Raw genomic sequence first — 19666 nt, 5'->3', positions numbered from 1 at the left:
GTGTCGATTCGTTCCTGGGCGGGAAGACTGTCGCTCATGAAGGAACACATAGCGCGGTTGCGGGAGTCGTTCTGGTTCATTCCCGCCGTCCTCGGAGTTCTCGCACTCCTACTGGCGCAGGCGCTCGTCAGCCTCGATCGCTACCTACTCGACACCCGCGTGGACCTGACGGGTTCGTTGCTCTATCACGTCGGGGCGAGTGGCAGCCGGGACATCCTCGGGGCGATCGGTGGCTCGATGCTGGGGGTGGCTGCCACGTCGTTCTCCATCACCATCTCCGTCCTCGCCACGGCCAGCTCCTCGTACGGCCCCCGTTTGGTGCGAAACTTCATGGCGGACCGCGGGAATCAGGTGGTTCTGGGGATCTTCGGGGCGACGTTCCTGTACTCGCTGATGGTGCTGCGGTCGATTCGTTCGATCGAATCCGATGGTTCGGTGTTCGTCCCGGACATCGCCGTCAACGTGGCAGTCGCGCTCGCCGTCGTCGACGTGGGCGTGCTCGTCTACTTCATCCACCACATCGCGCAGTCGATTCAGGTGGCCACCCTGTCCGCGAGAGTCCGCGACGAGTTGTCGGAATCCGTCGACTCCCTCTACCCGACCGATCGTCCCGACGACGCCGCTTCGATCGACGGCATCTCGAAACCACCTGTCTACGTGACGGTCCTGGCCGAGACATCCGGGGTGATCATCGACATCGACGAGGACGCACTGCTGGGCATCGCGAGCGACAACGGCACGCTGATCGAGATTCATCGGGTCCCGGGCGAGCACATCGTCTCCGGCGAGCCGCTCGTCGACATTCTCGCCGATCGCTCGGCCGACATCTCCGACGCATCGATCGACCGAGTCCGCTCTTCTTTCGACATCGGTACCAGTAGGACGCCGCGCCACGACATCGCGTTCGCCGTCGAGCAGATGACGGAGATGGCGGTCCGGGCGCTGTCCACCGGGGTCAACGACCCCTACACGGCGCGTAACGCCATCGACGATCTCTCCGTCGGACTCGTTGCACTGGTCCAACGGCCGGCACCGTCACGCGGACGGCGTGGAACCGACGGAGAGGTGCGACTGATCGTGCGGCGGGTGCCCGTCTCGATCTTGATCGACCATGCGCTCGATGCGGTGCGCATCTACGGGACCGGCAGTCCCATGGTGGTCCAGGCCGGAATTCGTCTCGCCGAGAGGGTCGGCCGCGCTGCGCGCTCCACCGACGATGTCGACGCCGTGCTGGCGCAATTGAGCCTGTTGGACGCCGCCCTGACCGTCGACGAGACAGACAGCGCGCGCACAGTCGATGCCCGCGAGCAGATTTCGCGGACTCGAGCAGCGATCACCGATCGGGTACCACTCGCGGTACTTCGCACCGTCATTCGGTAGACGCTCGAACCGGGCATCGTGGGAGGATGGTGTGTATGCCAGCACCGTCGCCGCTTCCCCTCGACCCCATTGCAGAGGCCCACCGTCAGTGGACCAAGCACGGGTGGTCCGATGCCGCCGACGGTATGGCCGCGGTGACGTCGTTGATGCGCGCGCAGCAGATCATGCTGGCCCGGGTCGAGGAAGCGCTCAAGCCGACGGGACTGACCTTTTCGCGCTACGAATTGCTGACGTTGTTGACGTTCACCAAGAACGGCGCGTTACCGATGGCGAAGGCCAGTGCCCGACTGCAAGTGCACCCCACCAGTGTGACCAACGCGGTGGACCGCCTCGAATCGGTCGGCTACGTGCGCCGCATTCCCCATCCCAGCGATCGACGGACCACCCTGGTCGAAATCACCGAGCAGGGGCGCACGTTGGCGGTCGAAGCCACCGAGCGCCTGAACACGCTGGTGTTCGCCAAGCCCGGGCTCGCGCGCGACAAGCTGATGGCGCTGGTGCGCATCCTCGCGGAACTGCGTTCGGATGCAGGCGATTTCGACAGTGATGACATCACCACATCGTTCTGAGTTCGATGGTGACTCGTCACAAGACAATGGCACAGCCGTACCGTTCGTGGTCCAATTGCTCCGGGAACAGGCCGGAGTCGGTCTGCTGAAGGGCGGGGCGGGGTGCTGGTGTTGGGGGTCGGAGCGGGTGCGCACGGTGCACGCGCAATTCTGACGTATCTGGACAGCCCCCATCGCACACCTATCGTGTCTCGGACGGTGCGCCGCGCTCCCGGTCAGTCGCTGGCCACCACGATCGCCACCGGCGTCGACGCCATCCACTCCATTGCCGCGACGATGTCGCTCCCGGTGCAGTTCTCTGCCATCGCCTACCGGGTCGCCACCGATCCCGGCACGGTTGCCACCCGAGGGACCGCTCGAACGGCCTCCCTGGTTCCGGAAACCGCTGCGCAAGTGCGGTTTCTACGATTCATCGGGCTGGTACCCAATCACGGCGTCACCGTGCTGTGCGACATCGGGAGTACCGGCACCACGGTCACCGTCATCGATCTCGCGTCCACTCGCACCCTCATGACGCGGCGCACTGCCACGTTCTGCGGCGACGATCTCGATCACTCGGTGCGCCGGCTGCTCTCGTCCAACGGCGTTCGCGTCGGAATCGACGCCAGCCGGTCCATCAAGGAGCAACTGAGCATCGATTCCGTCGTCAGCACCACAGATCCAGCCGGCACTGCACGGCATGTGCTGACGCGGCGCGACTTCGACGATCTGATCGCGGGACCCGTCCGTTACGCGGGCATGCTGGTGGAGCAGACCATCGAATTGTCCGGTGCCAGGCCGCAATCCATCGTCGTGGTCGGCGGCGGCGCGAACATCACCTCGATAGCGCGGTCTCTCGAACTGCGGACCGGCCTGACGACCCTGGTGCCGACGATGCCCGAGCTGGTCTCGGCCCGCGGGGCCGCCCTCCTGTCCCCCGACAGGTAGGACTGCCCCGGAAGTGGAGCCCGCGGAACGACCTGAAAGCACGCGTGGAGCCCGCGGAACGACCCGAAAGTGCGGCCAGCACTACCGGTGCTGGAAGTTGGGCGTGCGCTTCTCGATGAAAGCCGACATGCCTTCCTTCTGATCCTCCGTGGCGAACGTCGAATGAAACACGCGGCGCTCGAACAGAACTCCCTCACGAAGGCTCGACTCGAACGATCGGTTCACTGCTTCCTTCGCCATCATGGCAACCGGTAGCGACATCTCGGCGATCGTGGTCGCGGTTGCGATGGCGTCGTCGAGAAGATCGGCGACCGGCACTATGCGCGAGACCAATCCTGCTCGCTCCGCTTCCTCGACCTTCATGTTCCGGCCGGTCAGGCACATCTCCATGGCCTTGGCCTTGCCCACCGCACGCGTCAGGCGCTGCGAGCCACCGATTCCCGGAATGACGCCGAGCTTGATCTCGGGTTGTCCGAATACCGCGGTGTCGGAGGCGATCAGCACATCACACAGCATCGCGAGTTCGCAGCCGCCACCGAGTGCATAACCGGAGACCGCCGCGATGAGGGGCGTCCGCGCCGCGGCCAGTCGATCCCACGCCGCGAAGAAGTCGTCGAGGTACACGTCCATGTACGACTTGGGCTGCATTTCCTTGATGTCGGCCCCGGCTGCGAAAGCCCGTTCGGATCCGGTGATCAGAATGGCACCGATCTCGGAATCTGCATCGAGTTCCTCGACCACCGACACGACCTCACGCATCAACTGAGAGTTCAGCGCGTTCAATGCTTTCGGACGGTTCAGCGTGATGATGCCGACGCGTCCCCGGCGTTCGAGCAGTATGGTTTCGTAGTCGGTCACTGAGCAGCTCCGTTCGAGCGTTCGCGGATGTCGTTGATGATGCCGGAGAAGTCCACGTCGGTTCCGCCGCCGGACGTTTCCTTGAACCGAGCGTAGAGCTCGGCTGCGCGAAGTCCGAGTACTCCCTCGACCCCGTTGTCGCGCAGTGCATTCGCAGCCAGACCCAGATCCTTGTCCATGAGGGCCGCCGCGAATCCGGGCTTGTACTCGTTGTTCGCCGGGCTCGTCGGAACCGGACCGGGCACCGGGCAATTGGTCGTCAACGCCCAGCATTGGCCGGACGCAGTCGATGCCACGTCGAAGAGCGCCTGATTGCTCAAGCCGAGCTTCTCGCCCAACACGAAGGCCTCGCTGATGGCGATCATCGATACGCCGAGAATCATGTTGTTGCAGATCTTGGCGGCCTGACCGTTGCCCGCCGGCCCGCAGTGCACGACCTTGCGGCCCATGACGTCGAGAACGGCAGCGGCGGAGGCGAAATCGTCCTCCGAACCACCGACCATGAACGTGAGCGTGCCTGCGGCCGCTCCCCCGACACCGCCCGAGACCGGAGCGTCGAGGCTACGGTGTCCGGCCTCGTGCACCAGCCGGTGCGCGGCATGCGCGTCGGCGACGTCGATGGTCGACGAATCGATGAACAACGTCCCCGGTGCCGCGGCCGGAAGCAGGTCCCCGTACAGCCCGAGTACCAGTTTTCCGTTCGGCAACATCGTGATCACGATGTCGGCTCCGGCGACGGCCGCAACCGCGGACTCCACCACAGTGACGCCGTCCTTCGTGGCCTGCTCCAGCGCCGCGGGAACAAGATCGAAGCCCTGCACCGTGTACCCGGCCGCAGCCAGGTTGGCGGCCATCGGTCCACCCATGTGCCCGAGGCCGATGAATCCGATCGTCTTCTCGCTCATGACTGCTCACCTTCTGTAAGTGCTTTCGACAGACCGAGTTCGGCGTCGCCCAGGGGCGCGAAGTATCGGTCGACATCCTCGGCAGTGACATCCGCCGACGTGGCCGGCTGCCACTGGGGGTTGCGATCCTTGTCGACGACCTGCGCCCGAATTCCCTCGACCAGATCGTGACTGCTCAGCGACGCGACCGACACGCGGTACTCCTCGTCGAGCACGGCCTCGAGGGAGGGCAGCGTCGCCGCCCGTCGCAGCGACCGCAGCGTCACCGCAAGAGACACCGGCGATTTGGACGCGATGTCCTTTGCCGCCTGCTGCGCCTCCGGCACCGGCGATGCAGCCAGAGCGTCGACGATGCCCTGAATGTCGTCACCTGCGTAGCACTCGTCGATCCACTCCTGCTGAGCAGCGACGGTGGATTCCGGAGCCGACTCGCTGAACGTGTCGACGGCCTCCCCGACACTGACCGTCTCGAGGGCGGTGTAGAACTCCTCGAGCTTGTCCGACGGAATGTAGTGATCGGCGAATCCGACCGCGATGGCGTCGGCCGCATTCATCCGCGCCGTGGTGAGCGCGAAGTGGGTACCGGTTTCGCCGGGCGCACGCGAAAGAAGGTAGGTGCCACCGACATCGGGAATGAATCCGATGCCGACCTCGGGCATCGCGATCTTCGAACGTTCGGTCACGATGCGGGTGTTCGCGTGGGCCGAGAGCCCGACGCCACCGCCCATGACGATGCCGTCCATGATCACGACGAAGGGCTTGGGGAAGCGGGCGATCGCGGCGTTGAGCACGTACTCGTCGCGCCAGAAGTCCTTGCTTCCGCTGCCGCCGTCCTTGGCGTCGTGGTAGATCGAGACTATGTCGCCGCCCGCGCACAATCCGCGCTCGCCGGCTCCGGTCAGCAGGACGACATCGACGCTGTCGTCGGTTGCCCACTGCGTCAACGCCGGAGCTATCAGCTGAACCATCGCATGCGAGAGTGCATTGATGGCTTTGGGGCGGTTCAGAGTGATGCGACCGATCCCGCCCGAAACCTCCAGTAGGACATCGCTCATGCTGCACCCACGATGGAGCGAGCTACGACCACGCGCATGATCTCGTTGGTACCTTCCAGAATCTGGTGGACCCGAAGGTCGCGAACGATTTTCTCGACACCGTACTCGGCGAGATAACCGTATCCGCCGAGCAACTGCAGCGCCCCGTTGGCGACCTCGAAGCCGGTATCGGTACCGAAACGCTTGGCCATCGCGCACATCTCGACCTTGTCGGCTGCATTGTTCTGCAACCCGTCCGCTGCTCGCCACAGCAGAGTTCGCGCAGCTTCGAGCTCGGTCTTGAAATCCGCCAGTCGAAACTGCAGGGCCTGCGAGTCGAGCAACCTGGCGCCGAATGCGTTGCGGTCGGCGAGGTAGGACACGGCCTTGTCGAGAGCGGACTGTGCGCCGCCGATCGAGCACGCGGCGATGTTGATGCGTCCGCCGTTGAGCCCGTTCATCGCGATCCGAAATCCGTCGCCCTCGCCGCCGAGCAGGTTGGCAGCAGGAACGCGGGCACCTTCGAAGATCACCTGGCGGGTGGGTTGAGCGTTCCATCCCATCTTTTTCTCGTTCGCTCCGAACGACAGTCCCGCCGTGTCCTTCGGAACGATGAACGCCGAGATGCCGCGGGGACCCGGCGCTCCGGTGCGGGCCATAACGACGTACACCTCGGAAGTGCCTGCGCCGGAGATGAACTGCTTGACGCCGTCCAGCACGTACTCGTCACCGTCGCGGACGGCCTTGGTACCGAGCTTTGCCGCATCGGATCCAGCGCCGGGTTCGGTGAGGCAGTAGCTACCGAGCTGGTCCATCGAGCACAGCCCCGGAAGCCAGCGCTGCCGTTGCTCGTCGTCGCCGTACGTGTCGATCATCCAGGCGACCATGTTGTGGATCGAGATGTAGGCCGCGATGGACGGGTCACCGGTGGCGAGTTGCTCGAAGATGCGCACCGCGTCGACGCGGGTCAGGCCCGATCCGCCCACGTCTTCACGAATGTAGATGCCGCCCATCCCGAGAGCAGCAGCCTTGCGCAGCACGTCCACCGGAAAGTGCTTCTGCTGATCCCATTCGACGGCGTTCGGTGCGAGGAACTCGTCCGCGAAATCACGAGCAGTGTCGTTGATGGCACGCTCGTCCTCGTTCAACGTGAACATCGTCGATCAGTCCATGTTCGGAATGACGAAGTGATTCTGCGCAGCTGCTTCCTTGGTGCCCGACGGCCAACGCTGAGTGACGGTCTTGGTCTTGGTGTAGAAGCGGATGGAATCCGGTCCGTGCTGGTTGAGATCGCCGAATCCCGAACGCTTCCAACCACCGAACGTGTGGTACGCGATCGGCACCGGAATCGGCACGTTGACGCCCACCATGCCCACCTGGACGCGGGAGCAGAAGTCGCGAGCGGTGTCGCCGTCGCGGGTGAAGATCGAGACGCCGTTTCCGTACTCGTGTTCGGACGGCAGACGCAGCGCGTCCTCGTAGTCCTTCGCGCGCACGACGATCAGGACCGGACCGAAGATCTCTTCCTTGTAGATGCGCATGTCGGTGGTCACCTTGTCGAACAGCGTTGCGCCGGCGAAGAATCCGCCCTCGTGGCCCTCGAGACTGAATCCGCGTCCATCGACGACCAACTCGGCACCCTCGTCCACACCGATCTGGGTGTAATCGTTGACGCGCTTCAACGCATCGCTACCGACGAGCGGGCCGAAGTCCGCGGTCTCGTCGTCGCTGCGGCCGATCTTCAGTTTCGCCACCCGCTCGGTCAGTTTGGCGACCAACGCGTCGGCGGTCTCCTCACCGACGGGAACCGCGACGGAAATCGCCATGCATCGCTCGCCGGCCGAACCGTATGCGGCTCCGAGCAGAGCGTCGGCGACCTCGTCGAGATCGGCATCGGGCATCACCAAAGCGTGGTTCTTCGCCCCACCGAAGCACTGTGCGCGCTTGCCGTGCTGCGCCGCCGTCTCGTAGATGTACTGCGCGATGGGCGTCGATCCAACGAAGCCGATCGCCTTGACGCGATCGTCGGTGAGCAGCACGTCGACGGCATCCTTGCCGCCGTTGACGACGTTGAACACGCCCGGCGGCAGACCTGCCTCGAGGAACAGCTCGGCGAGCTTGAGGGGCACGGACGGATCCCGCTCGGACGGCTTGAGAATGAAGGCGTTACCGCAGGCAATGGCCGGGCCGGCCTTCCACAGCGGAATCATCGCCGGGAAGTTGAACGGGGTGATACCGGCAACGACACCGAGCGGCTGACGCATCGAATAGACGTCGATACCGCCACCCGCACCCTCGGTGTACTCACCCTTGAGCAGGTGCGGAACACCGACCGCGAACTCGACGACCTCGACGCCACGCTGGATGTCGCCCTTGGCGTCGGCGATGGTCTTGCCGTGCTCCGACGAGAGCAGCCGCGCGAGCTCTTCGGTGTCGCGGGTGACGAGCGCGAGGAACTTCATCAGCACCCGAGCGCGCCGCTGCGGGTTCCACTTCGCCCACTCACGCTGCGCCTGCTCGGCGTCGGCGATGGCGGCCTCGACCTCGGATACGTCGGCCAGGGGCACCCGGGCCTGCACCTCACCGGTATTGGGATCGAACACATCTCCGAACTGTCCGGAGGTGCCGGCGACATGCTTGCCGCCGATGAAGTGCGTGAGTTCGCGAGCCATGGGTGTCCGTCCTCGAGCGTGGAATTAAGTACGCTCATCCTATAGTCGGATGTCCATGCAAGTCCAGGAGCGGTCACATTCGGTCGTAGAACGCGCGCAGATCAGCGCAGGCCCGGCTGACTTCCGCCTCCGTCGAACCGTCGGCGCGAAAGATTCTGCGCAGGATCAGCGGATCGAGATCGTCCGTCGCCGGAGCGAACGACACTTTCGGAAGTTCGGGGAACGCCGCCCGATCGCCGAACCAGTCGTCCGGGTCGAACTCCTCGTCGCTGTCGCCGACCCCCTCGATCAACTGATCCAGATCGACACCGCGCAGTGTCAGGATCGTCCCCGCGGACGCGTCGATGTGCTCGGCGGCGATGTACATCAGCGCTGCCGCATGTTTGCACGGCCACCCGTCGTCGGGGCACGAACAGTCGAAATCCAGTTGCCCCTTGTCGTGGGGAAGCAGCACCGACGCCAGCGCCTGAGGAATCGCGTTGGACGCGAGTTCCGCCAGCATGCCGGGGTTGGATCGCACTCGGCCGACGAGCGCGGCCACCTCGCCTTCGGTGAGCGGCTCCACGCTGACCGACGCCGAGAACGGCTCGAGCTGACTGCCCTGCACCTCACCGTAGATCTGCCCGCGTTCGACGCCGAGAGTGAGCACCTGCCCCTGGCGGGCATAGGTCCGGCCCCGTGCGATCCGGCCCGGATCGGCCAGATCTTCCATCGCGGCCACGAAGTGCCTGCCCCACCACGTCTGGCCGAAGGCACCCCGCTTGTTACGAGACTCGATGCCGCCCTTGGCTTGTCGACGCTTACCGTACTGCGAGAAGTCGGCCATCACTCCCCCACCGCATCTTCGCTGAGACGAAACAGTTCCTGCAGTTCCGCAGTGTCCATCTCGGTCACCCAGCTCTCACCGGTGCCCACCGCCAGATCCGCCAGATCCTGCTTCGACACCAGCATCGAATCGATGCGTTCCTCCACTGTGCCCACACACAGCAGCTTGCGCACCATCACATTCTTGCGCTGGCCGATACGGAAGGCGCGGTCGGTCGCCTGGTTCTCTACCGCCGGATTCCACCAACGATCGAGGTGCACAACATGATTGGCGGCAGTGAGATTGAGCCCGGTACCACCGGCCTTGAGCGAGAGCATCATGATCGGCGGACCGTCGTCGCTCTGGAACTTCTCGACCATCTCGTCGCGCTTGCCCTTGCTCACGCCGCCGTGCAGGAACGGCACCTGAACTCCGAAACGCTCGGCGAAATACGGTGCCACGAGCTCACCGAACTCGCGGAACTGCGTGAACAACAACGCCTTCTCGTTGTCACCGAGAACGGAATCGAGCATGTCCTCCACCAAGCCGATCTTTCCGGAACGGTGCTGACCTCGCTTGAGCACCGCCGAACCGTCGGACAGGAAATGCGCGGGATGGTTGCACACCTGTTTGAGGCGGGTGAGGGCCGAGAGCACCGCACCCTTGCGTTTCATGCCCTTCGCGTCGGCGATCTGCGCCATCATCTCGTCGACGACCGCCTTGTACAACGCCGCCTGCTCGGCAGTGAGGTTGGCGCGCACGGTCATTTCGTTCTTCTCCGGCAGATCCGAGATGACCGTGGGATCGGTCTTGACGCGACGCAGAATGAACGGAGATGTGATGGCACGCAGCCGCGAGACGGCGTTCTCGTCGTTCTCCCGCTCGATCGGCACCGAGAACCGCTTCCTGAAGTCCGACGGACGTCCCAGCATGCCCGGGTTCGCGAAATCCAGAATGGACCTCAGCTCGTCCAGCCGGTTCTCCACCGGCGTCCCGGTGAGCGCCAGTTTGTGATCGGCCGGAATGGCCAGCGCCGCCTTCGCCTGCACGGTGCCTGCATTCTTGATGTGCTGCGCCTCGTCGAGAACCACCCGACGCCACGTCTGTGCGGCCAACTGCGCGCGGTCCTTGGCCATCAATGCGTACGTGGTGACGATCAGGTCGTGCTCCGCGATCGCTCGATCGAGCTCCTCGTCGCGTAACCGCGTCGGACCGTGGTGCACCAGAACACGCAGTGCAGGAGTGAATTTCGCGGCCTCGCGTTGCCAGTTACCGACCACCGACATCGGGGCCACCAACAGCGTCGGAGTCGCACTGTTCTCGTGAGCGAGCAGCGTGAGCACCTGCAGTGTCTTGCCCAGGCCCATGTCGTCGGCGAGCACGGCACCGAGACCGAGCCGGCTCATGAACGCGAGCCAGTCGAGACCGCGTTGCTGGTAGGGCCGCAGAGTCGCACGGACACCGTCGGGCACCGGGATGGTTTCCGGAACCGCCCCGGGTTCGAGCAATGTTGCCGCCCAGCCGGTGGCTCGGATGTCCTGGACCGGAGCCGGAGGCGGATCGGCCAACGTCATCTCACGCATCAGCGTGCTGAGCGCAGTCCCGTCACCGTGATGCTCGGCGACGTACTTCGCGGCCCGCGCCAGCTGTCCCCCGTCCGCGAGCACCCATTGCCCGCGCAGCCGGACGAGGTCGCCCTTCGAGACGGCAAGCCGGTTCATCTCCGCCTCGGTGAGCACCATGTCGCCCAGCTGCAGTTGCCAGTCGTACGACACCAGCTCGTCCATACCGACGGCACGATCGGCCGCAGCTTTGGTCACCGCGGGTGACTCGACCCGCAATCGCATCGACGGATCCAACCTGGTCCACGCCCTCGGCAGCAGGACCGTCGTGCCGGTGGCCTGCAGCGCAGTGGCACCGTGTTCGACGAGGTCGATAACCACCGACGTGGGCAACAACAGGTCGAGGGTGCCCTCCTGGGTGGGCAGATCACGCAGCCTCGGGTAGGCAGCCACGGCCTCGCCGAGTTTGCGCACTGCCGTCGACAGCAAGGTCGCGTCGACCTTGCGGCTCATCGGGACCGGACGCGGCGCCTCCCCGTCCGCGCGCAGGCACACCTGAAGTGTCCAGAACGACTCGACGGCATCGTCCGCGGCACCGTCGGCATCACCCGTCTCGCCGTCCTGGTCGTCCGGTTCGAGCAGGCGCAGCACCAGCGCCGGTTCGTCGACGGTGAGGCTGGCGCGCCAATTGTCGAACAGCGTCGAGATCTTCTGCGTCCCATCGAGATACGGATCGTCACGCACGAGGGCCGACAGCAACGGATGCTCGGAGTCGGGCTTGCCGAGCACCGATCTGACGATCGGGTCGGTGAGCTCCTCGACCATGTCGTCCAGAAGCTTCTTCGGCCGTTCGTTCGCCCGCTGCACCGACGGCATCGCAACAGCGAGCTCGCTGAGCCACGCGCGTTGACGCTCGCCGCCGACCAGCCGCCAACGCGGCCACCACTGGCCGTCCATCAATTTCAGTGCCGGCACCACTCGTCCGGCTCGGACCCACCGTTCGATGCCCTGGGCGACGTGGCCCAGGAACCGGAGGTCTCCGGAGATCAGCGGGTGGGTCGACGGGGTGCGGAGCAACAGGTCGGCCGCATCGTGCGGAGCCAGCGCGATCGCCGGCAGTTCGACCGGATCCCGAGGGGTGGCGCGTCGAGTGGAGTCGGGAAACGTCACTCGGGCGCGATGCCGGAACGTGCGGGTGAGCACGTGCGAGTGTGTCGCCGGTAGGTCGGGTTCGTCTCCGGTGCTGATCTCGTCGTCCCAGAGCAGCAATCCGGCACCGGGAGACCAGAGACCGTGCAGCATCGGTCCATCCAACCAGCACGCACCGACATACCCGGCGCCGATGTGTCTTCGATGAGGCACCGATGTGTCATCGATGAGGCACAGTGGTCCCATGATCGCGTACGGCTTCGACGAATACGGCGGCCCCGACACCGAGACATTTCTGGACCTCCCCGTGACGGAACCGGGATCGGGGCAGCTTCTCGTGGCGGTACATGCCGCGGGGGTGAATCCCGCAGATTGGAAGGTGCGGGCGGGTAATCGCAAGGACACCGTGCAGATCACTTTGCCTGCGGTGCTGGGGCGGGAGGTGTCGGGCACTGTTGTGGGCGTCGGCTCGGGAGTGGACGGGTTCTCGGTCGGTGACGAGGTCTTCGGGGCAACGGCGTCGGGTCACGGCGGCTATGCGCAGTACACGCTGCTCAACGCGGCCGGTACGGCACACAAGCCCGAGGCCGTGTCCTGGTCGGTCGCGGCGACACTGCCGGTGGCGGCCGGGACCGCCTTGGACGCACTGCGAGGGTTGGCGCTGACTGCAGGCGACACGGTTCTCGTTCTCGGCGCAGGCGGCGGTGTGGGTTCTTCGGTTCTGCAGCTGGCGCGTGCCGACGGTATCGACGTTCTCGGGGTGGCGAGCTCGGGCAAGCGGGAGTGGATCGAGAGCCTCGGTGCAGAGTTCGTCGAGTCCGGACCCGAGTACGTCGGTTCGATATCGCGGCCGGTGCACGGCATCGTCGATCTGGTCGGCGGCGACACTCTTCGCGCGGCCGCTGCGAAGACCGGCGCTCCGATCGTCAGCGTGGCCGACCCGGTGCTCGCCGCCCAGTGGGGTGGGTCTGGAGCAGTGCGCGAGCGCACCACTGCGGCGTTCACCCGATTGGCCGATCTGGTCGTGACGGGCGTCCTTCGTCCACGCATCGATCACACGTTTCCACTCGACCGCGCAGGCGAGGCTCTTGCGCTCGTGGAGAACGGGCACGCACTCGGCAAGGTCGTCATCGAGGTCCGCTGACACCCGACCGTGTCGGGCGGTGTCGGTACCGTCCGGCACACTGCTGTCGCGAGGTACGAGAGTCGGCAAGATCGAAGTTTCACGATGGGGCGTGTGTGAAGAAGCTGTGGGTAGCGGCGGCGTTGGTGATCGCCGCGATCGTCATGGCGACGTTCGAATCCTGTGACCGGTCCGACATACCGGGATTGGCTCCCCCGCCCCCGGCTCCGGGCAGCCCCACCCGCGCCCAGATCGAAACGCTGTTGGATCGGGTGGCCGTCGTCGCCGCACGACCCGATCCTCGTGGGTACGAGCGCGGATGCAAGAGCGGTGAAGGGTGCGTGTTCGGACCGGCGTGGACGGACGACTACGACGGACCGGGCGGGCACGACGGGTGTGGAACCCGCGACAACGTGCTGGCACTGTCGATGACCGAAGTCGAGTTCAAGGCCGGCACCCGAGACTGCGTGGTGCTCTCGGGCTCCCTGGACGACCCCTACTCCGGTGAACGGTTGCAGTTCACCAAGTCCGACGCCGGCAAGATCCAGATCGATCACGTCTATCCGTTGTCTGCCGCCTGGGACATGGGTGCCGACAGCTGGGCAGCGGACAAGCGCATTCGTTTCGCGAACGACATCGCGTTCAATCTGCTGGCGGTCAACGGGCCGGACAACCAGAGCAAGAGCGACAAGACGCCGTCGCAGTGGATGCCGCCGAACGCGGCGTACCACTGTTTCTACGCGGGCAAATATCTGTCGGTGGCGGCCCAGTACGAGCTGCCGATCACCGAGGCCGACCGCCGCGCCCTCGCTTCGGTGGCCCCCGGCTGCTGATCCAGCGATGCGAACGCGGGCGGTAAAGTCTGGCCAATGGCAACGACGTCGTCGCGCAGCTTTCTCGACCGTGACACCCAGCTCTGCATGTCTCTGTCGGGAAGGCCGAGCAATATCGGAACCCGCTTCCACAACTACCTGTACGACGAACTGGGATTGAACTTCGTCTACAAGGCGTTCACCACCACCGATCTCGCGGCCGCGGTCGGTGGAGTCCGTGCACTCGGTATCAGGGGATGCGCGGTCTCCATGCCGTTCAAGGAAGACGTGATCGAGCTGGTCGACGTCATGCACGAATCTGCGAGCGCGATCGCATCGGTCAACACCATCGTCAACGAGGCGGGCGTGCTGCACGCCTACAACACCGACTACCAGGCTGTGGCCGATCTGCTCGCGTCGAGCGATATCTCGACCGACTGTTCGGTGGCCGTGACCGGCAGCGGCGGTATGGCCAAGGCAGTCGTTGCCGCACTGCGGGATTCGGGTTTCACCCGCGGCACCGTGGTTGCCCGCAACACGTCGACCGGTCCGGCTCTCGCCGAGGCGTACGGATACGACTGGTCGGCCGAGTCCGTCGAAGCCGACTTGCTGGTGAACGTCACCCCGGTGGGAATGGCGGGCGGCCCCGCTGCCGATTCGACTCCCTTCACCGAGTCGCAGATCCATGCGGCACAGGCAGTGTTCGACGTGGTCGCGATGCCGTCGGAGACACCGCTGATCACCGCGGCGCGTGCGGCGAACAAACCGGTGATCACCGGCGCTCAGGTCATTGCCCTGCAGGCAGCAGAACAGTTCGTTCTCTACACCGGAGTTCGCCCGTCCGACGATCAGATCCAGCGGGCGTCGGAATTCTCCCGTCGCTGACTCACAGGCGTTGCCACGCGGGCTTGTTCGCGTAGGCGTGGCGGTAGTAGTCCGTGAGAGCGAGGGACACGGCAGCTGCCTCGTCCACCAGTACCGTCACGTGTGGATGCCACTGAATCGCGGACGCAGGACAGCGTGCCGACAACGGCCCCTCGACGGCCGCGGCCACCGCGTCTGCCTTGGATTCTCCGGTAGCGATGAGCACGAGATGACGCGCCTCGTCGATGGTGCCGAGGCCTTGCGTCAGCACGTGGTGCGGCACCTCCTCCGGCGAGGGGAAGAAGCGCGCATTGTCGACCCGAGTCTGTTCGGTGAGCGTCTTGACCCGGGTTCTCGACCGAAGTGACGATCCGGGCTCGTTGAAGCCGATGTGTCCGTCGGTGCCGATGCCGAGAATCTGCACATCGATACCACCGGCCTCCCCGATCGCGGCGTCGTATCGTCGCGCTTCGGCAGCGATGTCGACGGCTTCACCATCCGGCGAGAACACCGCGGAATCGTCCAGGTCGACGAGGTCCACGAAGTTCTCGCGAATGAACGAAAAATACGACTGCTCAGCAGTTCTGGGTAGCCCTATGTATTCGTCGAGCAGAAACGCTCGACACCCAGCGAAGGACAGCCCTTCCTCGCGATGTCGGCGGGCCAGCTCGCGATACGTGCCGACGGGACTCGACCCGGTCGCCAACCCGAGGACGGGGCCCGATCCCGGGACCGAGTCGGTTCGCACGACGCGCTCGACGACGTCGGCCGCGGTTCGGTCCACGTCGGTAGCTGTAGGGAGTACGACGATCTCCATCTAACTTTCCTCCTCGATCGCGCGTCCGCCGCGAATGACCTGCACCGGCTCGAAGGATGCGTCGACCACCAGCACGTCCGCTCTCGATCCGGCGACGAGAGAACCGGTTTCGGCCCCGATCCCGATCAATGCTGCCGGGGTGGTTGCCCCGGCACGCACTGCGTCGAGCAATGGCACGCCGGCGTCGAGCACTGCGCGGCGTACCAGGTCGAGCACACTCGACGTGCCGCCCGCGATCGGGGCCGACTCGGGATCGTTCTCCCGCGACAGGCGAGCGACCGAATCGTGCACGGTGACATCCAGCGGCCCGAGCCGGTAGCGGCCGTCGGCCATTCCCGCCGCGGCCATCGCGTCGGACACCAACGCGATGTTCCCACCGCCGACGAGATCGAACACCGCTCGCACGGTCTCGTCGGCGAGATGTACTCCGTCGCCGATCAATTCGAGCACCATCGACCCTCGCGCCGCGGCAGCCAAGCACTCGCTGACCGGCCCCGGCGACCGATGATGCCAGGTGGGCATCCCGTTGAACAGGTGCGTGGCACCGATGGCACCCTCTCCGAGGGCGTCGATTGCGCTGCGAGTGGTGCGTGCGTCGGCGTCGGTGTGCCCGATGCTGGGGACGATGCCGTTCTCTCGCAACATGTGTCCGACGGCCGTGAAGCCGTCGACTTCGGGAGCAAGTGTCATCGACCGTACCGATCCCCGCCCGGCGTCGATGATGTCTGCCAGCAGACCGGTGTCGCCGCCACGGAGTGACGCGGGGTCCTGCGCCCCGCAGCGGGCAACAGACAGGAACGGCCCTTCGAGGTGGACCCCGGCGATGTCCCCCGACTCGTACAGATCGGCGAGCGTCGACGTCTGCTCGACCAGTCGCCCAGGGGATGCCGACACCAGCGATGCGAGCATCGTGGTGGTGCCGCGGCCACGGTGGTGCCGTACCGCGTTCATCAGATCGGCACGGGCAGAATCCGGGAACGACGCCCCGCCGCCGCCGTGGCAGTGCACGTCGACCAGCCCCGGCAGGATGGTCGAGTTCGATTGCGGTGGGGCCTCGTCGGGCCACGCCACCACCGGACCCACCCAGGAGATTCGATCGCCCGACAACGCCACGACGGCGTCGTCGATGACCGCATCGGGTGTGACGACCCGCCCCCGGAGCGCCGTCGTGATGGATTCGCTCATGCCCGGTCGGGTTCGAGCACCGCGTCGTCCTCGCGGCCGGGGGTGCGCAGGTTCCACTTCTTGATGACGAAGCTGAACAGGAAGTAGTAGATCACCGCATACACCAGGCCGATAGGAATGAGAAGCCATGCCTTCGTAGCGATTCCGTAGTTCAACAGATAGTCGATACCGCCGGCAGAGAAGAAGAAGCCGTCATGGATTCCCAGGGCATTGGTCAGTGCCATGGAGGTTCCGGTCAGCACGGCGTGGATGACGTAGAGCGGCCAGGCGACGAACATGAACGAGTACTCGAGCGGTTCGGTGATGCCGGTGACGAACGCAGTCAGACCGGTGGACAACATGATTCCGCCGACGATCTTCTTCTGCGACGGCTTGGCGTTGCGATAGATCGCGAATGCAGCGGCAGGCAGAGCGAACATCATGATGGGGAAGAAGCCGGTCATGAAGACTCCCGCGGACGGATCTCCCGCGAAGAATCGGTTGAGATCGCCACGCACCAATTGACCACTCGCGTCCTGATAATCACCGACGAGAAACCAGACGACCGAATTGAGAATGTGGTGCAGTCCCGTCGGAATCAGCATGCGATTGGCGAAACCGTAGATCCCGCTACCCACCACACTGTGATCGGCAACGGTGTTTCCGACCCAGTTCAGTGCGCTGTAGAAGAGCGGATAGACGAACGACATGACGACGGCGACGACGAGGCCGGTGACAGCGGTCAGGATGGGAACCAGACGTCGTCCGCTGAAGAAGCCGAGGTAATCCGGCAGTTTCTGGCGGTAGAACCGCTGCCACAGAATGGCGGAGAGCAAGCCGATGACGATGCCGGCCAACACGCCGTAGTCGATCACGGCCGGATCGCCGTTCGCGTCGACTTTGCCTTCCAGTACCACCGGTGACATCGCGGTGAAGACACCGTTCATCACCATGTAGCCGACGACGGCGGCGAGGGCGGTCGAGCCGTCCGATTTCTTGGCCCAGCCGATGGCGATGCCCACGGCAAATATCAAGGGCAACCAGGTGAACACCGCCTGTCCTGCAGCGGAGATGACGGCCGCCGCGGTGCCCAGAGCACTGAATCTGCCGAGGAGGTCGTCCTGGCCCAGCCGCAACAGGATTCCCGCCGCAGGAAGAACCGCGATGGGCAGCATGAGACTGCGCCCGAATCGCTGCAACCCGGCGAGAGATCTGGATTCCTTCTTCGGTTCGGCTTCGGCCGAGTCCGTCTTCTTCAGGGTCATGGCGACCTTCTCTTCGAGGCTGGTCCGGCAAGGGAGTTCTACTGTTGTGACCGGATGACATCAGGGGTACTGTCCGGTCATTACCAGTTGTAGTTTGGCCAGGTGACGACCACATGTCAACCCGGAGATGTGACCTCGCCGACACCACTGCACACGAGAAGGAAGCGGGAACAGAACATGGCCAAGGCGGACGCGATCGTGAAGGGCCTCGGCGGTGCCGACAACATCGTAGAGATCGAAGCGTGCATCACCCGGCTCCGTACCGAGGTCAAGGACGGGTCGCTGGTGGACGAGGCTGCGCTCAAGGCAGCCGGTGCGCACGGAGTGTTCCACAAGGGGACAGCCGTGCAGGTCATCGTCGGCCCGGAGGCCGACACCCTCGCCGAGGACATCGGCGACATTCTGTGAGCGGGACCTCGACGATCTTCAGTCCTGTTGCCGGTCAGGTCATCTCGCTCGCCGACGTCCCCGACCCGGTCTTCTCTTCGCAGATGGTGGGCTCCGGGGTCGCCGTGCGCCCAGCGGCCGGTAGCGGGCCCGTCGAGGTGCGGTCTCCGATAGCCGGCAAGATCCTCAAACTCCACCCACATGCGTTCGTCGTGTTCACCGACGACAAGGCGGGAGTGCTGGTGCACATCGGCATCGACACCGTGAAGATGAAGGGCCAGGGTTTCGAACTCGTTGCAGCAGAGGGCGATCGGGTTCAATCCGGCGATCTCGTGATCACCTACGACCCTGCGGCGATCGCGGAGGCCGGATACTCCGACGTGATTCCCGTGGTCCTGATGGACTCCGAGCCCGATGCCGTCACGAGCGCGGCCGTCGGAACGTCGGTGGCACAGGGTGACTCGCTGTTCGTGTTGCCCTGAGCCTAGCGTCGCTGCGTGGTGCGCCGCTCCCCCTGCACCTCCATCGAGAGTTGGTACCGGTCGCACCGGTACCAACTCTCCGTGTGCTCGATCGGCTCGTCGCCGCTGAACGACACTCGGTCGAAGTACAGCACCGGTGCGCCGCGTTTGGTCCCCAGCAGCGTGGAAGTGTCACTGTCGGCGGCTGTCGCTTTGACGGTCTGCTCGGCTCGATCGATGGTCAGGCCGTAGTGGTTGCGCACGGCCTCGTACACCGACTGACTCAGATCGTGGTCGATCAGCCCCGGAAGGAGTTCGGCCCGGTACCACCCGTCGTCGACACTGACCGGCTCGGCATCGGCCAGCCGTAGCCGTTTGATGTGGTACGTCCGATCACCGTCGACCAGGCCCAGAGCACGAATCGTTGCTGCCGAGGGCTTTTCGAGTCGCGCGAACAGGACCACCGTCGTCGGCGTCAGCCCCTGGGCACGCATCTCCTCGGAGAACGACGCCAGGTGCAACCGCGACTGCACGGTACGAGAAGCAACGAACGTCCCTTTCCCACGTACCCGAACCAGATGTCCGTCGTTGACGAGCTGTCCTATCGCCTCGCGTACCGTGATGCGACTGACGCCGTAGTCCTCCATCAACCGACGCTCGCTCGGCATCAGATCCCCCGGCGAAAGCTCCTTGGTGCAGCGGTGCAACAGTATTGCGCGTAGCTGTTCGTGCTTCGGGATCTGACTGTCCCTCAGGTGTACGGGCATCACCACTGCGCCGGCCTTTCGATCACTCGCAGAACCAGCGGTACGGACTGGTCCGGTCCAACCAAAGACTACGTCACGACGGCGATACCGAGGAAGCATTCGCCCGGACTCAGCTCTCCGATGCCTCGAATCCGGTCGCGTTTGT

Annotated in this window: 19 protein-coding genes; 8 read left to right on the top strand and 11 right to left on the bottom strand. The window is 64.9% G+C overall.

The window, feature by feature from the left end; genetic code table 11:
* Positions 1 to 36: 36 nt before the first annotated feature.
* The 3 genes from RFA01S_RS26250 (at position 37) to RFA01S_RS26240 (ending at position 2876) form a co-directional block, all read left to right on the top strand.
* Positions 37 to 1380 carry a DUF2254 domain-containing protein gene (locus RFA01S_RS26250; protein ID WP_052060463.1) on the top strand — a complete coding sequence of 448 codons (1344 nt, stop codon included), beginning with the start codon at positions 37 to 39 and terminating at the stop codon, positions 1378 to 1380.
* Between the two features lie 35 nt (positions 1381 to 1415).
* A complete protein-coding gene (locus tag RFA01S_RS26245; protein WP_032365573.1) occupies positions 1416 to 1949 on the top strand; it encodes a MarR family winged helix-turn-helix transcriptional regulator in 534 nt (177 codons plus the stop codon).
* Positions 1950 to 2051: 102 nt separating this feature from the next.
* Positions 2052 to 2876 carry a DUF7159 family protein gene (locus RFA01S_RS26240; protein ID WP_032365572.1) on the top strand — a complete coding sequence of 275 codons (825 nt, stop codon included), beginning with the start codon at positions 2052 to 2054 and terminating at the stop codon, positions 2874 to 2876.
* Positions 2877 to 2957: 81 nt separating this feature from the next.
* Here RFA01S_RS26240 and RFA01S_RS26235 read toward each other — a convergent pair whose 3' ends face one another.
* The 7 genes from RFA01S_RS26235 to RFA01S_RS26205 all read right to left on the bottom strand — a co-directional run bounded on the left by RFA01S_RS26235 (position 2958) and on the right by RFA01S_RS26205 (position 12014).
* The gene (locus RFA01S_RS26235) at positions 2958 to 3734 is read right to left on the bottom strand and encodes an enoyl-CoA hydratase (RefSeq protein ID WP_027497924.1); all 777 of its coding nucleotides are present in this window, start codon (positions 3732 to 3734) and stop codon (positions 2958 to 2960) included.
* Positions 3731 to 4639 (bottom strand): 3-hydroxyisobutyrate dehydrogenase, encoded by a 909-nt coding sequence (mmsB, locus tag RFA01S_RS26230; RefSeq protein ID WP_027497925.1) that lies wholly within the window; start codon positions 4637 to 4639, stop codon positions 3731 to 3733. Before mmsB ends, RFA01S_RS26235 begins: the two co-directional genes overlap by 4 nt.
* Positions 4636 to 5694, bottom strand: a complete 1059-nt coding sequence (locus RFA01S_RS26225; protein WP_032406295.1) for an enoyl-CoA hydratase/isomerase family protein — start codon at positions 5692 to 5694, stop codon at positions 4636 to 4638. The genes mmsB and RFA01S_RS26225 overlap by 4 nt, the downstream gene beginning before the upstream one ends.
* Entirely contained in the window at positions 5691 to 6830 is a 1140-nt protein-coding gene (locus tag RFA01S_RS26220) for an isobutyryl-CoA dehydrogenase (RefSeq protein ID WP_032383699.1), read from the bottom strand. Before RFA01S_RS26220 ends, RFA01S_RS26225 begins: the two co-directional genes overlap by 4 nt.
* A gap of 6 nt (positions 6831 to 6836) precedes the next feature.
* Complete coding sequence (locus tag RFA01S_RS26215) at positions 6837 to 8345, bottom strand: CoA-acylating methylmalonate-semialdehyde dehydrogenase (RefSeq protein WP_032406296.1); 1509 nt, start codon at positions 8343 to 8345, stop codon at positions 6837 to 6839.
* Between the two features lie 73 nt (positions 8346 to 8418).
* Complete coding sequence (locus tag RFA01S_RS26210) at positions 8419 to 9171, bottom strand: SWIM zinc finger family protein (RefSeq protein WP_032368786.1); 753 nt, start codon at positions 9169 to 9171, stop codon at positions 8419 to 8421.
* Complete coding sequence (locus tag RFA01S_RS26205) at positions 9171 to 12014, bottom strand: DEAD/DEAH box helicase (RefSeq protein ID WP_032406311.1); 2844 nt, start codon at positions 12012 to 12014, stop codon at positions 9171 to 9173. Before RFA01S_RS26205 ends, RFA01S_RS26210 begins: the two co-directional genes overlap by 1 nt.
* A gap of 91 nt (positions 12015 to 12105) precedes the next feature.
* Here RFA01S_RS26205 and RFA01S_RS26200 point away from each other — a divergent pair, with 91 nt between their 5' ends.
* The 3 genes from RFA01S_RS26200 (at position 12106) to RFA01S_RS26190 (ending at position 14681) form a co-directional block, all read left to right on the top strand.
* Complete coding sequence (locus tag RFA01S_RS26200; RefSeq protein WP_032406297.1) at positions 12106 to 13005, top strand: NADP-dependent oxidoreductase; 900 nt, start codon at positions 12106 to 12108, stop codon at positions 13003 to 13005.
* 95 nt (positions 13006 to 13100) lie between these two features.
* Positions 13101 to 13817 (top strand): HNH endonuclease family protein, encoded by a 717-nt coding sequence (locus RFA01S_RS26195; protein ID WP_032406298.1) that lies wholly within the window; start codon positions 13101 to 13103, stop codon positions 13815 to 13817.
* A gap of 36 nt (positions 13818 to 13853) precedes the next feature.
* Entirely contained in the window at positions 13854 to 14681 is an 828-nt protein-coding gene (locus tag RFA01S_RS26190; protein ID WP_032373985.1) for a shikimate 5-dehydrogenase, read from the top strand.
* 1 nt (position 14682) lies between these two features.
* On the opposite strand, the gene nagB is transcribed toward RFA01S_RS26190, so the two are convergent.
* From nagB to RFA01S_RS26175, 3 genes are read right to left on the bottom strand one after another with little or no spacing between them, the layout of a single operon-like run.
* Positions 14683 to 15477, bottom strand: a complete 795-nt coding sequence (gene nagB, locus RFA01S_RS26185; RefSeq protein ID WP_032406299.1) for a glucosamine-6-phosphate deaminase — start codon at positions 15475 to 15477, stop codon at positions 14683 to 14685.
* Entirely contained in the window at positions 15478 to 16662 is a 1185-nt protein-coding gene (locus RFA01S_RS26180; RefSeq protein ID WP_032406300.1) for an N-acetylglucosamine-6-phosphate deacetylase, read from the bottom strand.
* On the bottom strand, positions 16659 to 17906 hold the full coding sequence (locus tag RFA01S_RS26175) for a PTS transporter subunit EIIC (protein WP_032406301.1): 1248 nt from the start codon (positions 17904 to 17906) through the stop codon (positions 16659 to 16661). The genes RFA01S_RS26180 and RFA01S_RS26175 overlap by 4 nt, the downstream gene beginning before the upstream one ends.
* A 177-nt stretch (positions 17907 to 18083) precedes the next feature.
* Between RFA01S_RS26175 and RFA01S_RS26170 the strand changes: the two genes are divergently transcribed.
* Both RFA01S_RS26170 and RFA01S_RS26165 read left to right on the top strand, forming a co-directional pair.
* Complete coding sequence (locus RFA01S_RS26170) at positions 18084 to 18314, top strand: PTS sugar transporter subunit IIB (protein WP_027497937.1); 231 nt, start codon at positions 18084 to 18086, stop codon at positions 18312 to 18314.
* Positions 18311 to 18775: a PTS sugar transporter subunit IIA gene (locus tag RFA01S_RS26165; RefSeq protein ID WP_032365560.1), complete on the top strand. Its 465-nt coding sequence runs from the start codon at positions 18311 to 18313 to the stop codon at positions 18773 to 18775. The genes RFA01S_RS26170 and RFA01S_RS26165 overlap by 4 nt, the downstream gene beginning before the upstream one ends.
* A gap of 2 nt (positions 18776 to 18777) precedes the next feature.
* On the opposite strand, the gene RFA01S_RS26160 is transcribed toward RFA01S_RS26165, so the two are convergent.
* Positions 18778 to 19524 carry a GntR family transcriptional regulator gene (locus RFA01S_RS26160; protein WP_027497939.1) on the bottom strand — a complete coding sequence of 249 codons (747 nt, stop codon included), beginning with the start codon at positions 19522 to 19524 and terminating at the stop codon, positions 18778 to 18780.
* Positions 19525 to 19666 lie beyond the last annotated feature (142 nt).

The organism is Rhodococcoides fascians NBRC 12155 = LMG 3623 (assembly GCF_001894785.1).
Taxonomy (GTDB): domain Bacteria; phylum Actinomycetota; class Actinomycetes; order Mycobacteriales; family Mycobacteriaceae; genus Rhodococcoides; species Rhodococcoides fascians.
The sequence above is the reverse complement of the archived record's forward strand: the minus strand, read 5'-3'. Positions and strand labels throughout refer to the sequence as shown.